The organism is Pseudoxanthomonas daejeonensis, assembly GCF_022637495.1.
Lineage (GTDB): Bacteria > Pseudomonadota > Gammaproteobacteria > Xanthomonadales > Xanthomonadaceae > Pseudoxanthomonas > Pseudoxanthomonas daejeonensis.
Window position 1 is genome coordinate 1,306,409 of record NZ_CP093331.1, and the last position, 14,908, is coordinate 1,321,316.

Here is a 14,908-nt window from a genome sequence, read left to right on the forward strand (position 1 = left end):
AGAGGCTGCAACGGCGCTGCTTTCCCGGGCGCGCTGGGCGCCGCTGGTTCAACCGGTGGAGCACCCATGCTCAACCGGTGGAGCTAGGTTGCTTCGGGGGGCTCAAGGATGTCAAGCTGCGCCGCAAGGGAACGGGGCGGTCGAGGGACGAGCATTGGCCGGCAAGCGAGTTACCGCGGGAAAACGCACGACGATCTACGACCTCGCGGAACTGGCGGGTGCATCGCCGTCCGCCGTCAGTTCGGTCCTCAACGGCACCTGGCGCAAGCGCCGGATCGGTCCGGCGCTTGCCGAGAAGATCAAGCGGCTTGCCGACGAGTACGACTACTCGGTCAACATGCAGGCGAGCGGATTGAGCCGCGAGAAGTCCAATCTCATTGGAATGATCGTGCCGAAGTATGACAACCGATACTTCGGGTCAATCGTAGAGAAGTTCGAGGAGATGGCACGCGAGCGCGGCCTGTTCCCGATCGTCACCTGCACGCAGCGCGACGCCGGGCTGGAGATCCAGGCCGCGCGGGAGATGATCTCCCACCAGGTCAATTACCTGATCGCGACCGGCGCCACGGATCCCGATCGCATCACCGAGCTCTGCGCCTCCGCTGGCGTGGGCTCCTTGAACCTCGACCTGCCCGGCAAGCTTGCGCCCTCGGTGATTTCAGACAACCGCGGCGGCGCGAGGGAGCTGACCCGCTGGATCCTGGAAGCCTCGCTGGGCCGGCGAGCCGCGGACGAGCCACTGCTGTTCATCGGCGGGCGCGCGAAGGACCACAACACGGTCGAGCGCATCAAGGGCTTCCGCGAGGCGCATGCCGAGGCCGGCATCGCGGTCGGGCGCACCAACATCCTGGCCAAGGGCTACTCGCCCGGCGAGGTGCGCGATGCACTGGATGCGCATGTCGCCGCGGGCCGCAGCCCGCCGGAAGCGTTCTTTGTGAGCTCCACGATCGCCCTCGAGGGTGTCGTGCAGTGGATCGATGCAAACCCGGCCTATTCGGCCGCGCGCCCTTTCATCGGCTGCTTCGACTGGGACCCGATGGTGCCCGTGCTCGAACCGAACATCCTCATGCTGAAGCAGGACGTGCCAGGAATGCTGGAAGTACTGTTCGACATGATCGACGGCAGGATCGAGGCCGCGGGCGTCGTGGAGATACCGACGTCACTGGTGCGCCAGTAAGCCTGCGACAGGGGCGGACTGCATCCGCCGGTCAATCGGGTCGGCCACGCTCCACCTGTCCAGGGGAGCCCGCGACACTGTAGTGCGACTACTCCCCGACCAGCACCGGCTCTCCGGTGGCCGTGGGCAAAGATACGCCCAGAAAGTTCGCCAGCGTCGGCGCGATCTGGCGGATATCCATTCTTCCGAGGTTCTTTCCGGGCTTCACGCCAGGGCCCAACACAAAGAAGGCCGCGTTCATCTCCGGATGGGTGTTCCGATATCCGTGCGCACCCGTCGTATTCGCCTGCTGCCTCACGGTTTCTCCGGCCAGCGCGCCTCCCATGGCCAGGCCACCCTTGGCGTCGACCAGGAATGAAGCCTCCTCCAGCGCACCTTCCCTCACCGCGGCCTCGCCGCGCAGCACGCTTGCCACGCCGCCGGCCGGGTCTTTCTCCAGCGCGGCAAGGATCGCGTCCACCGTGTCGCGACTTGCGACGTCGTTCTTGTCCTTGAGCACGACCGAGGCGCTGCCCCCCGAGTTCCAGGAGTAGGCCTTCCATGACTGGAGCTTGCCCTCCTGGTCCACTGCGATGAGGCCGGCCTTGGCGAATGCGGCGTTCAGGTTGATGGTCGCGTCGACCCGATGGAAGCCGTGATCCGAAACGATGGCGATGATCGAGCCTGGATACACCGCACGCTGGGCTTCGATCAGGCGCGAGATCATCGCGTCCGTTTCCTCCAGCGCCCGCTTGGCCCCGTCGTTCGCCGGCAGGGGGCCGCGCTTGTGCTGGGCGCTGTCCAGGCCGGTCAGATGGACGGTGAGGAGTTGCGGCTTGGCCTCCTGGATCATCGCTAGCGCGATGCTGGTCAGCTTCTCGTCGAATGACCACTCTTCACTGTTGTCGGCCGCATCGAACAGCTTGTCTGCACCCGCCACCTTTTCCAGGAATCCTCGCGGCGTGCTTACCGCATAAAGAAGGTGGCTGTCCGAAGCCGTCTTCTTGGTGCGCCAGTACTCGGGCATGTTGTAGTCGATGGCCGGGTGGGCCACGCTCACCGGCCACAACACGCTGGCGGTAGTCAGGCCGCCCGACTTGGCGGCGTCCCAAAGTGTAGGCACCCGGATCTGCGAGCCGTACCAGTTCCATGCACCTTTCTCGACGCCCTCGGGATCGAAGACCGTGTTGGTCCTGATGCCGTGCTCGGCAGGCGCGGTGCCCGTGATGATCGAGGTGTGGTTGGGATACGTGACGGTTGGCGTCACGTTGACGACCTCCGTCGAGTAAGCGCCTTTCCGCACGAATTCGCGCAGGGTCGGAACCTGCAGGCCAAGCCGGTGTGCTTCGATCACGTAGTCCGGATGGAGGCCATCGACGGATATCAGCAGCACCGCGCGTTCGTTCTCCCGCGCAGCCGCAAGGGGACTCGCCAGCAGTAGCGAGGCCAGGACGAAGTTGAGCTTGGATGCGGTGTTCATTGGCCTCTGCACGACGGGGCTGAAGTGGAGCGCCCGGATCAGCGGGCGCGAGCGGGGCTCTTCGGGAGGAATCCGATCACTCCCAGCGGGTCATTGGTGAAGATCGCGTCGTAGCCGAGCTCGACGGCCTTGCGCCAGTCATCTTCTTTGTCGATCACACCGGAGAAGACGAGCACGCCGTCCTGCTGGAACTGCCTGACCTGCGCCGGCGTCGTTTCGTCCGTCTCCAGGACGATGCAGCTTGCGTGCAGTTCGCGCAGGGTCGCAGCATAGTCGTGGCTGTTCCGAGGCACGCCCAGCGGGCACGTGCGTACGCGCGGATTGAGGTCGTGCATCGCGCTGATCGTGCGCCAGTCGAAGGACTGCAGGACTACCCGGTCCTCGAGGCCATACTTGCGGATGAGCTGGTCGACCTTGGCCGCATAGAGGGTCGTATCGATCGCCCGTCCCGGCGCGCCATCCTTCGGCAGCTTCGTTTCCACAAAATACTTGATCCGGGTATTGCCCTTGAAGGCGCGGAATACCTCCTCCAGCGTCGGCATGCCCGCGGCACGCTTCTCGGCGTCCGGGTAGATTTCGCGGGATTTGCTGCCGCAGTCGAAATTCCGGCTCTGCTCCAGGGTCAGCACGCGAACGGGCTTGGGAGTCAGGCCGATGCCCGGCGGCGCCGTACAGAAGGTCGGATTGATGTTGTTGTCATGCGTGACCAGAAGCTCGTTGTCCGCGGTCATCTGCAGATCGAACTCCAGGTACTCGACGCCCGCCCGCGCGGCCTGCTCGAACGCATACATCGTGCTCTCGGGCCACAACAGGGCGCCGCCGCGATGGGCGATGACATCGGGCCTGTTGGCGCCCGCCGCCGCCGAAGCGGCCGACGCCGCGACGACCATGACCATCGTTTGAAGCAGCTTCATCGACCACCCTCCCGCTCACGACCAAGGAAATCCACCATATCGGAGGGCTTGTCCGTCAGGAACAGCGTCGCGCCCGCATCCAGCAGCCTGCGGTACTCGGCATGGCGTTGCGCCAGGGGCAGGCTGTCGATCTCCCACAAGGTTTCGGTGGTCAGCCGCGTGCCCTCCGGGCGCTTGGCCGCGTTGAAGGCCGCAAAGTACTCCGGCGTGCTTCGGTACCAGAGGAAGTACCCCGCCGGGTTGTACTTCGCGAACCCCATCAGTTGCCCCAGATCACTGGGCCTGCAGGTTGCCGGCGCGTCTGCGGGGCAGTCCTGGATGCGAGGCACGATGGCGAGCGCGTCCGCCACCCCGGCATCGGGCTGGCGGGAGTCGTCCGGTGAACCGGTCACCCACGCGGTCGTCTGGCCTTGCATCCCGACTTTCCTGACCAGCTCGGCCACTTCGGCGTGGGTGGCAGCCTTGATGTCGAGGTGGACGATCAGGCCATGCTGCTTCGCGGCCAGCAGCATCTCCTCCAGCGTGGGAAGGGGCTCGTCCGTGACAACTACGCTCGGTCCACCGTTGCCGCGGCGCAGACGCAGCTTGCGCAGCTCCTCCGAGGTGAAATCGGCAACGCGCCCCGTGCCGTTGGTGGTGCGGTCCAGCGTTGCGTCGTGGATGGAGACAAGTGCGCCGTCCTTGGATTTCCGGATGTCCAGCTCGATGCCGTCGATGCCCTTGTCGGCGCAGGCATGGATCGAGGCCACGGAGACCTCTGGCGCTTCGCCTACGCAGCCACGATGGGCAATTACCAGCACACGGCTTGTATCGCGAAGCTTGTGTGCCGGATTCGTTTCCTGGGAGGCTTGCCCGAGGGCGCCACCCGCCTGCACAAGCAGGCAGGTGGCGACCGCGACACGTGCGAGACGGATCGCTGGCTTTGGCATCAGAAATCCGCCTTGAGGGTGACGAAGAAGTATCGACCGATGGCATCCATGTAGGCCGAGCCATTGTTCGAATTCGCCGTATCAGCGCTCAGGTGGGGGGTGGTGGCGAACGCACGCAACACCGGGTGCTTGATCTCGCTGTCGGTGAGGTTCTTGATGCCCAGTGAGACCGAGTACCTCGTGGTCGGGAACCAGCTGATGTTCAAGTCGTGCAGCCAGTAGGACGGGACGTACGGCATTTCGCGCGTCTCCAGCGACTGGTCGTTCATCTCGTACCGGCTCTTGCTGTTGTAGCGCGTGGTGAGTCCGAAGCTGAACTGACCGACCTCATACTTGTTCAGCATGGTGGCCTTGAAGTCCGGGTACTGGAACTGCCCCGCATCGTCGCTGCCCTCGCTGCCACGCTGCGCAATGACGCGGCGCTCGAGATTGCGCGTGCCGTTGAGGGCGATCCGGTAGCGCCCCGGACCGAGGTCGAAACCGTAGTGCGCTCCGAGATCGATGCCGCGGGTCCTGCGTCCGGCCAGGTTGGCGTACTGCGCCTGCACGTAGTCCACTTCACCCACCTGGTGCCCGGTACCGCTCGTGGTATGGCGGTTCACGAACTGGCAGTACCCCATGTCGGGGCCCCCGCTGGCGTTGACGCAGTTGTTCATGATCGTGCCGTAGGCGATCGACGTGATCACGTTCTCGATGTCGATTTCCCAGTAGTCCGCGGTCAGGTCAAGGCCGCGCACGAAACTCGGCTGCCACACGACGCCGTACGAGAACGAGTTGGACGTTTCTGGCTCGAGGTCCGGGTTGCCGCCGGTGTAAACGCGCGGCGTGTTCTGGTTCGGCCTCGGCAGGGGGCCGGTCCAGCCGGGGACCGTAGCAGCGCAGTTGGCCATGCGATCGCTGTCCTGGAGGATCAGGACGTCCTGGCACGGATCGGAGATGTGCCCGAGCGTGACCATGCCAATCGGCGAATACAGCTCGCCGAAGTTCGGCACGCGGATGCTGAAGCCCTTTACGCCACGCAGGCTCACGCCTTCGAACGGCGTCCAGATCAGGCCGAGCTTCCACGTATTGGTGGATGGGTTGTCGCTGTAGTGCGAGTACCGGTACGCGGCCTCGAAGTCGAGCTTGCGCGCGCCTGGCATGTCGCTCAACACTGGAACCACTACTTCGCCATAGACTTCCGACACCTGGCGGCTCGCCTGCATGTCCGGGTGCAGCGCGTGGTCATTGCCCGGCGACCAGATGATGTTGTTGAGCTTGGCGGTGTCAGGATCGTCGCGCGTGTCCAGCTTCTCCTCGCGCCACTCCAGGCCGGCCGCGAACCTCACGCTGCCGGCGGGCAGGCTGAACAGCTCTCCGTTCATGCCGAAGCCGGCATTGAGCATGCTGTTCTTGGTGCGCTCGTCACGCTGGTAGGGCATGACATAGTTGAGCCATGCGTCGCTTGGCATTTCCGTGCTGTAGAGATTGGTCGGAACGCAGCCAGCTGCCCGCGCCGCTTCGCTGGCGCAGATGGGATTTCCTGCCGAATCCACCGTCACGTCGCGCGCCAGCAACCATTCGTTGACGCCGAGCATGTTCGTGGTGGTGATGTCGTCCTCCACCGTGCCCCAGCGGACAAAGCCTTGCCAGTCGATCCAGTCGGTCAGCCTGCCACTGAGGTCTGTGCCGAAACTGATCGCATCGCGACGGTGGGTCTCGCGGGACATCGGCAGATGCGAGTAATGCCGGCTCATCGGCATCTGGCTCACGCCCAGGGCCTGCATGTGGGCGCGCATGGAATCAGGCAGGTACGGATCACTCAGGCGCGCGATCATGCCCGGGCGGGCCACGCCGGTCACAGGGTCGGTTCCCCACCAGTTCGTCGGGCGCACGTCGTCACGATGGCCCGGCCACTGCGCGTGACCGCTGACGTACGTGGTCGCGTAGCCGAAACTGGTGTTCCACACGAGTTCCGGGGTCAGCTGGACTTCCAGGTTCGCGTACGCCGAGGCCTTCTCGGACTTGTCGCGCAGCAGCATGTAGTCGTAGATGCCGAACGTCGAGTCCGGGCCGCCGTTCTGGGTGCCGGTGTCGTTGTTGGAGATCGTCTGGTAGCTGTCGCGGGGGACGTTGACCACCTGCCCGTCGATCAACTGGTACCAGTTGCCGTTGATGGCGTTGTTTCCGCACGGCGTCCGCCCGTTGAACTCGCACCACGTCGGATAGGGCGAACGGTAGAACTGGTGGAAGTCGATGATGATGTTGTCGGGGATGCCATCATCCGGACCGGTGTTGGCCGGATTGGCCTGGTAGACCATCCGCTCCTGGAAGCGATCGAGCAACGGTATGTCGTCGGTGTAGACATAATTGACGCCGAAAACCAGGTGGGCTCTTTCTTCCAGGAAGTCGAAGCCCGATCCCAGCGAGAAGTTCGTCTGCCGCGCATCGCCCTGCTCGGACATGCCGGTGGTGAAGGATGCGCTGGTGCCGTCCATGCGCTTCTTCATCACGACGTTGACGGCGCCGGTGACGGCGTCAGCCCCGTAGATCGCAGAAGCACCGCCGGTGACGGTTTCGATGCGTTCAACCAGCGCCGAAGGAATGGTGTTCAGGTCGACCGCCGCGGTACGCGCGCCGCCGGATACCCACCGGCGTCCATCGACCAGCACCAGCGAACGGTTGGTGCCCATGCCGCGCAGATCGATGTTGGCGACGCCCTTGTCATACTCCTGGCCCATCGAGTTCATTTCGCCCAGGCCCGGGCCGACCGCGGGATTGAGCAGCAGCGCGTCGTACACGGTGAAGCGGCCGCTTTCCTTCACTTCCTCGAAGTCCACGACCGAAATCGGCATCACCGATTCCAGCTCCGGACGCGCGATGCGGGAACCGGTGACGACGACGCTGTCCAGCGTCTTCGCCGTTTGCTCCTGCCCCTCCCCCGCGGGCTCTTCTTGGGTCGAATTCGCGGTCTGTGCCGCGACCGATGGTGCGAGCGCCAGCAGCAGCGCCGTCGTAAGCAGGCGCCTATTCGGCCCAGCATGGAATGACTTCATCAACCTTTCTCCCGTTTGGCTGTGAACAATTACCCTTGCGTTGCGCATATGCTCACGATGGGCACGGGTTGTAAAGCAGTTTCGATCCCGCATTGCAGCATACGGCGATCCTCTGCAGGCACGCGCAGTCCGCGGCGATGCCGCTGCGAAAAAGAGGCTTGGGTTGGCGCGTGCGCGCCTGGCTCAGCCGGCCAGAATGGCTCGGGCCGTGCTCTCGTCGGTGATGAGGCCGTTGATGATGCCGCCCTTGAGTGCGGCCTTGATCGGCGCGACCTTGGCGCTGCCCGCTGCCACCCCGATGGTCAGGCCGGTGCAGGGTGAGGAATGGGGCACGCTTGTCAGACGCAAGTTGCTGCCGCCCTCGATCACCTTTCCGTTGCCGTCGAATGCCCAGCCGACGACTTCGCCTACGGCGCCAAGGCGGATGAGTTCCAGCAGTTCGGTCCTGCTCACGAACCCGTCTACATGCAGCGGGGCAGTCTGGTCGAGCTGGCCGATGCCCACCAGGCGCAAGGTCGCGTTCTGGGCGATCGTGCGGATGCGCTTCACCGCGTGGATCTCGAGCAGGCTTTGGCATTCCTCGGGCGTGGGCAGTATCACGGGCAAAGGCATCGGGTAGGACTGCGCGCCCGTCAGATCGGCCAGCTTGGCGATCGCGTCGAAGGGACCGGCCGAGCCGTCCGGGGAGATATTGCCAACCAGCGAAACCAGCACGTGATTCCTGGTCTGCAGCGCGGGGATGCGCTCCACCGTGGCGCGCATCGCGCGCCCGGTGCCGAGGCCGATGATGCTCGGCGTCTCGCTGCGCAAAGTGATTTCCAGCAGGGCGGCGGCGCGCTCGGCGATGCCCACGAGGGTGCCCGAATCGCCGGGGTCGCTGGGTGCGACCTCGCAGAAGCGCAGGTTGAATCGTTCCTGCAATTGAGCGGCCACGTCCATGCAGGACGCAATGGGGTGCTCAAGCCGGAAAGTTATCAGTCGCTGGGACAAACAGAGGGAAACCAGGCGCTGTGCCGTCGCCCGGGACACATTGAGCTTGCGGGCGATCTCATCCTGCGTATTGCCGGCGATGTAGTACAACCAGCCTGCACGGGCAGCGGCATCCAGGCGGGTAGTTTCGTTGTCAGCATTTGCCATGTACGGCTGCCTAGGAGGCGGACGGGTATCCCGCATTGCCCGGGGCCGCGGCAATGGCGGATCCTAGTTTACGCATGTCCTCGAAGAGGCGGTGGGCGCCCGCCTCGAGGAGGGGGCGACCTGGATCGTCGCCTTCGCGATGGTGGCTTCCGCCGGTGAAACCCCAGACCTCCATGCCTGCGGCTCGTGCCGCCAGGACCCCATAGGGGCTGTCCTCGATCACCAGGCAGGCAGCCGGCTCCACACCCATCTGGCGGGCTGCATACAGGAACAGGTCGGGTTCTGGCTTGCCACGGGCCACCATCTCGGCGGTGTAGACGTTTTCGCCGAAGTACGCCGCCAACCCGGTGACCTCCAGGCTCAACCTCACCCGGGCGAGATCGCTGGAAGATGCCACGCAGCGAGGAAGGCCAAGCCCCGCGAGAGCGTCAGCCACGTGCGGGATGGGAAGGAGTTCTTCGCGGAACCGCTGGACGAGGCGGGTATTGAGGTCGTGCTCGAATCCTGGCGCCAGATCCAGCTGCTGGGAAAGGGCATGCGTCCGCACCGTGCTCAGCTGTCGGCCGAGGAAATGGCGGGTGACGTAGGGGATGTCGGCCGGCAGTCCTTGTCCGGTCAGCGCCTCGGATAGGACGGAAAGCGAGAGCGGCTCGCTGTCGACCAGTACGCCATCGCAATCGAAGATCACCAGTGAATAGGCTTGGTCGGAGTCCACCGGTGGCCACCTCGTCAGTCGGGTGGACACTATACAAGGTGAGCGAAAGCGTATCTAGATGAGCAAATGTATCAAATAGGCCGGTTTGGGGGCTTGGCCGGGCAATCGTCGCCACCTGGCCACCGCTGCTTTCGTTTAGGGGGATTGATCGGCCGGGTCCCGCGGGTCGGCTCACCTGGCCAAACAAGCGGACATGTCTCGGCTGCTCTGGGTCGCGCTCCCGCACGGAAGATCGGCAAGGCGAGCGGGCCGACAACTGTCCGAGCAGCTTCGAAGGGCGAGCAGTATCGAAGTCATCCCCGCACCGGGCCGCTGTTCAACCGCGCACTCCAGTCAGCGTTGCACATGGCGACGCTTGAGCCGCTCCTGCCGCGCTCGATCTCCGTGACCGCTTGAGCGAGTGGTCCCGGTTGCAGAATGGCCTTCAGCCAAACAGTGGGCTCAGCGCTCCTTGTCGGTGGCGCTCGCCCTCGTTGCAGCCCGGTATTGGAACCAAAGAGAGCGCGCGCGGCTTGCGATCGCCGTGCCGGTTCCGCGATTCCATGGTTCTTCTGTGGACCGCATTTCCCTAGGTCGTTCCCAGCGAACAGTGCTACGCGCTTGCCACAGGCGCCGAAGTTCCCAGTCGGCGCACCAAATTTATGTACCGGTCAGTTTGATATTCAGGATTGATTGCAGCGCGATACGAATAATTGCGCTCACCGGCCGCATTCAGGGCCGGAAATAACAACCGACATAGAGGTCGATAGAACAATGAAGAAGTCCCTGCTTGCCTTGACCCTGCTCGCCGCCGCCCCCTTCGCCGCCTCGGCCGCCGAGGGCGTGTCCTACAACTACGTCCAGGGCGGTTACGCCGCGACCAATACCGACGGCGCCGACGCCGATGGCTGGGGCCTGGATGGCTCCGTCGCGATCGCCCCGAACTTCCACCTGTTCGGCGGCTACAGCAACCAGGAGATCGACGGCACCTCGATCGACTTCGACCAGTGGCGTGCCGGCGTGGGCTACAACCGCGAGATCGCCCCGTCCGCCGACCTGGTCACCCGCGTGGCCTACGAGAAGTTCGATGCCGGCAGCGGCTTCGACTACGACGGCTGGAGCGCCGAAGTCGGCGTGCGCGGCGCGCTGCACCCGAACTTCGAGGGCTACGTGATGGCCGGCTACGAAGACGGCGACAACTACGACGGCGAGTTCTACGGCCGCGTGGGCGCCCAGGCCAAGTTCAACCCGAACTGGGGCGTGAGCGGCGACGTGAAGTTCGTCGACGGCGACACCCAGTGGTTCGTCGGTCCGCGCTTCAGCTGGTAAGCCGAAAGGCGTGCAATAGCCGGGGGGCGGTCCCTCTCTCTCCCGTTCCCCGGCTTGTTTCACTGGCGTGTTTCCCTCCCCACACGCCAGACCGGAGCCCGGCGCAAGCCGGGCTCTTTTTATGTGCGCGATAAGCGCGCGCATCAAAGCGCGCTGCGGCAACGTCGGCACGGGACGGCCGCCGCAGCGCGACGCGCAGGTCGCGCGACGGGGTCGCGACTCAGCGGAACAGGGTGTCCGGGTACTCGGGCTTCTGCTCGCGCCCCAGCAGCTGGCGCAGCCCGTCGACCGGGGTGATGTCCCCATGCAGCACCGCGCGCACGCCGGCGGAAATCGGCAGCTCGATGCCATGCCGGTCGGCCAGGCGCATGACCTCGTCGGCGGTCTGCACCGATTCGACCACCTGCCCGATCTGCGCGATCGCCTCGCCCATCGGCTGGCCACGACCCAGGGCCAGGCCCAGGCGGCGGTTGCGCGACAGGTCGCCGGTACAGGTCAGCACCAGGTCGCCGAGGCCGGCCAGGCCCATCAGCGTTTCCGGGCGGGCGCCGATCGCCGCGGCCAGGCGCAGCATTTCGTTGAGGCCGCGGGTGATCAGGCCGGCGCGGGCATTCAGGCCCAGCTCCATGCCATCGGCCACGCCGGTGGCGACGGCCAGCACGTTCTTCATCGCCCCGCCCAGTTCGGCGCCGACCATGTCGTTGCCGGTGTAGGCGCGGAAGGCCGGGCCGTGCAGCGTGTCGGCCACGACCTGGGCGAACTCCGCATCGGCGCCATGCACGGTCACCGCGGTGGGCAGGCCGAGCGCGACTTCCTTGGCGAATGACGGGCCGGTGACCACGGCCAGCGGCACGTCCGCGCCCAGCACGTCCTCGGCCACCTCGTGCAGGAAGCGCCCGGACCCCGGCTCGAAGCCCTTGGTCGCCCAGGCCACGCCGGCACCGGCCGGCAGCAGCGGCTTGAGCGCATGCAGGGTTTCGGTGAACGCGTGCGAGGGCACCACGACCAGCACCCAACTGGCACCGCGGACGGCGGCGGCCAGGTCGGTGGTGGCGCGCAGGGTCGCCGGGAGTTCGATTCCGGGCAGGTAACGCGGGTTCTGGTGGTCGCGGTCGATCGCCGCGGCCATCGCCGGATCCCGGCCCCACAGGGTGGTGGCCAGGCCGTTGCGCGCGGCCAGGGTGGCCAGCGCCGTGCCCCACGAGCCGGCGCCGAGGACCGCCAGGGTGTCAGGCACGGCAGTCACGGGGCCGGCGCGGGACTGCAGGCTCAGGCGTTGCCGACCGGCTCGGCCAGGGCCGCTTCAGCGGCGCCCGCCTGCTGCTGGCGCTGGCGCAGGGTCTCGGCGTACAGCGCATCGAAATTGATCGGCTGCAGCAGGAACGGCGGGAAGCCGCCAGCCTGGATCAGGTCGCCGACCGTCTGGCGCACGTACGGGAACAGGATGTTCGGGCACTGGGTGCCCAGCAGGACGTCGATCGCCTGCGGCTGCAGGCCGACCAGGCCGAACACGCCAGCCTGCTCGACTTCGGCCACGTACGCGGTCTTGTCGCCGACCTTGCAGGTCAGGGTGACGGTCAGCACGACCTCGAACAGCGCCTCGTTCAGGCGCTGCACGCGCTGGTTGAGGTTGAGCTGCAGGTCCGGCTGGCCCGGCTCGCTGAAGATGCCCGGGGCGCCCGGGGCCTCGAAGGAAACGTCCTTGACGTAGATCTTCTCGACGCTGAAAGCAGGACCCGCGGCTTCCGGCTGGGCGACGGCGGCGCCGTTGGTGGTTTCGTCGGACATTTCAGGAACTCCAGATGCATTGGGAACGCGACCAGCATTGATCGCAGTGAACGCCGGATTATGGCATGCCCACCCGGGCATGGCCGCTCCGCCGGGGGTATGTCAGGCGCGGCCCTTGACCAGCGGCAGGCCGGCCGCGTCCCACGCGCCGGTGCCACCCTCGAGCCAGTGGACCTGCTCGAAACCGGCCTTCTTCAGCTTCTTGGCCGCATCGGCCGACGCCATGCCGTTGCGGCACACCAGCACCACCGGCGACTGCTGCTTGCCCGCCAGCAGCTTGCCCTGCGGGTCGAACTGGCTGGGGATCACGTTGCGGCTGCCGGGGATGTGGCCTTTCTCGAAATCGGCGATCGCCGACAGGTCCACCACCAGCGCACCGCCCTGGTTGACCAGGCTGGTCAGCTCGGCCGGCTTGAGCGCCTTGTAGCCACGGAACAGGCGGGCGATCTCGGTGTAGGCGATGGCCACGGTCAGGCCTGCCAGCGCCATCGACAGCATGGGGTGGCGGCCGAAGAAGGCCATCAGGGTTTCTGCATTCACGACAGTCGGGATCGGCAGCGGAAAGGGCGGCGATTGTCGCACAGCCCCCGGTCGCGACGCGCCGCGGCTACTTGCCTTCCCAGAAATCGGGCAGCCCGGCCACCTGCCACCAGCGCTTGGCCTTGGGGTCCCAGCGCCACTTTTCCTGGTAGCGGACCGAGCGTTCGGCCTGGGTGTGGCGGTTGATCACGCCAACCTCGACCGACCGCACCACCGTGCCGTCCTCCAGTTCGCCATTGCCGCCTTCGCGGTAACTGGACACCTGCAACTGGTTGTAGCGCTCCAGCTGCAGGTCGGTCAGCGGCTGCGCCTCGCGCAAGGCGGGGTCGACCATCTGCCAGGCGCCTTCGTAGTCGCTCCAGCGCATGGCCGAAGAGAACACCGTCTGCGCCTGCTCGAGCTTGCGCGAACTGCCACCGGCGGCCTCGGCGTGCGGCATCGCCAGCAGCATCAGCCAGGCGAGCAGCAGGGTCGGGATCGTGCGCATGCAGGGGCTCCGGGGCGGATACGACCCATCCTAGCAGGGCCGAAGCGGTGCTCAGTCCGGGCGCAGGGCCACGAAGCGCCCGCTGAACACGGTCGCCTCGCCGCCGTCGGGCAGGCGGACGCAGGCGGCGATGCGGCACCGGGAGCGGCCGCGCTGGCGGAAGGTGGCGACGAAGGTTTCCCAGCCACCCTCCTCCAGCCAGGCCTCCGCCCGCAGGTCGGCCTCCAGCGGCGCCAGGTAACGCACGGTGCTGTCGGCGACGTAGACCTCGGCCTTCAGCCCTGCGTCGGCCAGCCGCGAGGTGGCCAGGGCCCAGCCGGCCAGGGTCATCAGCGAAGCCAGGCTGCCGCCGAAAGCGGAGCCCTTGTCGTTGATATTCGGTGCCAGCGGCGCGTCCAGGCGCAGGCGCCCGGCCGTTTCGCCCACGATCTCGACCTGCATTGCGCGGACCTGCGGGATCGACTGCAGGTGGGTGCGCAGTGCGGCCAAGCTTGAAGCTTCGATCATCGGATACATCCACGGGCGCGTGGTCCCACGCGCGGGGCCCGCATAATGCCGCAATGTCCGCGCCACGTCCGCCCGCCTGGTACCTGATCTCATTGCGTGCGCAGGCCGATCATTCAGCCCCGCGCCGCGCCGCCGCGCGCCATGGCGGTGGATTGCTGCCGCTGTCGCCCTGGCGGATACGGCTGCGAGACGATGCGGCCAGCCGGCAGGCGCTCGAAGTGGCCCTGGACGCTCCGGTCCTGGTGTTCACCAGCCCTGCCGCGGTCCGTGCCGCCGTCGCGCTGCGGACGCTTTCCGCCGCGCCGGCGCAGCAGTGGCTGGCGGTGGGTGCGGGTACGGCCGCCGCACTGCGCCGGGCCGGCATCGGGCGGGTGCAGGCGCCATCGAGGATGGACAGCGAAGGCCTGCTGGCGCTGCCGGCCCTGGCCGGTGCCACCCGGGTCGGCCTGGTAACCGCCCCCGAGGGGCGTGGACTGCTCGCGGCCACGCTGGCCGATCGCGGCACCCGGGTGGACCGCGCCGATGTCTACCAGCGGGAGCCGTTGCCTCTGACGGCGCCCGCGGTGGCCCGGCTGGCAGCGCTCCAGACGCCAGCCTGCCTGGCCCTGAGCAGCGAGCTGGCCCTGCGCCTGGTGCTGCCGCAGCTGCCGCCTCCGGCCCTGCGGGTCCTGCAGGGCGCAGCGGTGGCCGCCGCCAGCCCGCGCCTGGCCGGGTTTGCCCGCGAGCTGGGCTGGCAACGGGTGGTGGTCGCCGGCAGTCCGCGCCCGGCGGCGCTGGTCCGGGCCGCGGTCGAGGCGCTGTCGACCAAGGTCTGAACTGGTTGCGCTTGCAGCGCCACGGGCGCCAAGCGATCCTTTCGACAGGGTCGCCGGTACGACGCACGTCACGGTTGACGACGCGGCAGCGGCCCAC

Annotated in this window: 14 protein-coding genes; 3 read left to right on the forward strand and 11 right to left on the reverse strand. The window is 66.6% G+C overall.

What is annotated here, in order from left to right; all coding sequences use genetic code 11:
- Window positions 1-88 precede the first annotated feature (88 nt).
- Complete coding sequence (locus tag MNQ95_RS05960; protein ID WP_241954102.1) at window positions 89-1,177, forward strand: substrate-binding domain-containing protein; 1,089 nt, start codon at window positions 89-91, stop codon at window positions 1,175-1,177.
- Between the two features lie 88 nt (window positions 1,178-1,265).
- On the opposite strand, the gene MNQ95_RS05965 is transcribed toward MNQ95_RS05960, so the two are convergent.
- From MNQ95_RS05965 to MNQ95_RS05990, 6 genes are all read right to left on the reverse strand, one after another.
- Window positions 1,266-2,636, reverse strand: coding sequence for an alkaline phosphatase family protein (locus tag MNQ95_RS05965; protein WP_241954103.1), 1,371 nt, complete (start codon window positions 2,634-2,636; stop codon window positions 1,266-1,268).
- A gap of 38 nt (window positions 2,637-2,674) precedes the next feature.
- Window positions 2,675-3,550, reverse strand: coding sequence for a glycerophosphodiester phosphodiesterase (locus MNQ95_RS05970; RefSeq protein WP_241954104.1), 876 nt, complete (start codon window positions 3,548-3,550; stop codon window positions 2,675-2,677).
- Window positions 3,547-4,479, reverse strand: a complete 933-nt coding sequence (locus MNQ95_RS05975; RefSeq protein WP_241954105.1) for a glycerophosphodiester phosphodiesterase family protein — start codon at window positions 4,477-4,479, stop codon at window positions 3,547-3,549. Before MNQ95_RS05975 ends, MNQ95_RS05970 begins: the two co-directional genes overlap by 4 nt.
- Window positions 4,479-7,514, reverse strand: a complete 3,036-nt coding sequence (locus MNQ95_RS05980) for a TonB-dependent receptor domain-containing protein (RefSeq protein ID WP_241954106.1) — start codon at window positions 7,512-7,514, stop codon at window positions 4,479-4,481. The genes MNQ95_RS05975 and MNQ95_RS05980 overlap by 1 nt, the downstream gene beginning before the upstream one ends.
- A gap of 183 nt (window positions 7,515-7,697) precedes the next feature.
- Window positions 7,698-8,651, reverse strand: a complete 954-nt coding sequence (locus MNQ95_RS05985; RefSeq protein ID WP_241954107.1) for a sugar-binding transcriptional regulator — start codon at window positions 8,649-8,651, stop codon at window positions 7,698-7,700.
- A gap of 10 nt (window positions 8,652-8,661) precedes the next feature.
- Window positions 8,662-9,366, reverse strand: a complete 705-nt coding sequence (locus MNQ95_RS05990; protein ID WP_241954108.1) for an HAD family hydrolase — start codon at window positions 9,364-9,366, stop codon at window positions 8,662-8,664.
- A gap of 753 nt (window positions 9,367-10,119) precedes the next feature.
- Between MNQ95_RS05990 and MNQ95_RS05995 the strand changes: the two genes are divergently transcribed.
- Window positions 10,120-10,674, forward strand: coding sequence for an OmpO family porin (locus MNQ95_RS05995; protein WP_241954109.1), 555 nt, complete (start codon window positions 10,120-10,122; stop codon window positions 10,672-10,674).
- A gap of 220 nt (window positions 10,675-10,894) precedes the next feature.
- Here MNQ95_RS05995 and MNQ95_RS06000 read toward each other — a convergent pair whose 3' ends face one another.
- From MNQ95_RS06000 to MNQ95_RS06020, 5 genes are all read right to left on the reverse strand, one after another.
- On the reverse strand, window positions 10,895-11,920 hold the full coding sequence (locus tag MNQ95_RS06000; protein WP_162408089.1) for an NAD(P)H-dependent glycerol-3-phosphate dehydrogenase: 1,026 nt from the start codon (window positions 11,918-11,920) through the stop codon (window positions 10,895-10,897).
- A gap of 23 nt (window positions 11,921-11,943) precedes the next feature.
- Entirely contained in the window at window positions 11,944-12,462 is a 519-nt protein-coding gene (gene secB / locus MNQ95_RS06005; protein ID WP_162408090.1) for a protein-export chaperone SecB, read from the reverse strand.
- Between the two features lie 102 nt (window positions 12,463-12,564).
- Entirely contained in the window at window positions 12,565-13,002 is a 438-nt protein-coding gene (locus tag MNQ95_RS06010) for a rhodanese-like domain-containing protein (protein ID WP_202922801.1), read from the reverse strand.
- 67 nt (window positions 13,003-13,069) lie between these two features.
- On the reverse strand, window positions 13,070-13,489 hold the full coding sequence (locus MNQ95_RS06015; protein ID WP_162408091.1) for a hypothetical protein: 420 nt from the start codon (window positions 13,487-13,489) through the stop codon (window positions 13,070-13,072).
- 51 nt (window positions 13,490-13,540) lie between these two features.
- On the reverse strand, window positions 13,541-13,996 hold the full coding sequence (locus MNQ95_RS06020; protein WP_238390218.1) for a YiiD C-terminal domain-containing protein: 456 nt from the start codon (window positions 13,994-13,996) through the stop codon (window positions 13,541-13,543).
- Window positions 13,997-14,049: 53 nt separating this feature from the next.
- Here MNQ95_RS06020 and MNQ95_RS06025 point away from each other — a divergent pair, with 53 nt between their 5' ends.
- The gene (locus MNQ95_RS06025; protein WP_241954110.1) at window positions 14,050-14,811 is read left to right on the forward strand and encodes a uroporphyrinogen-III synthase; all 762 of its coding nucleotides are present in this window, start codon (window positions 14,050-14,052) and stop codon (window positions 14,809-14,811) included.
- Window positions 14,812-14,908: the final 97 nt, after the last annotated feature.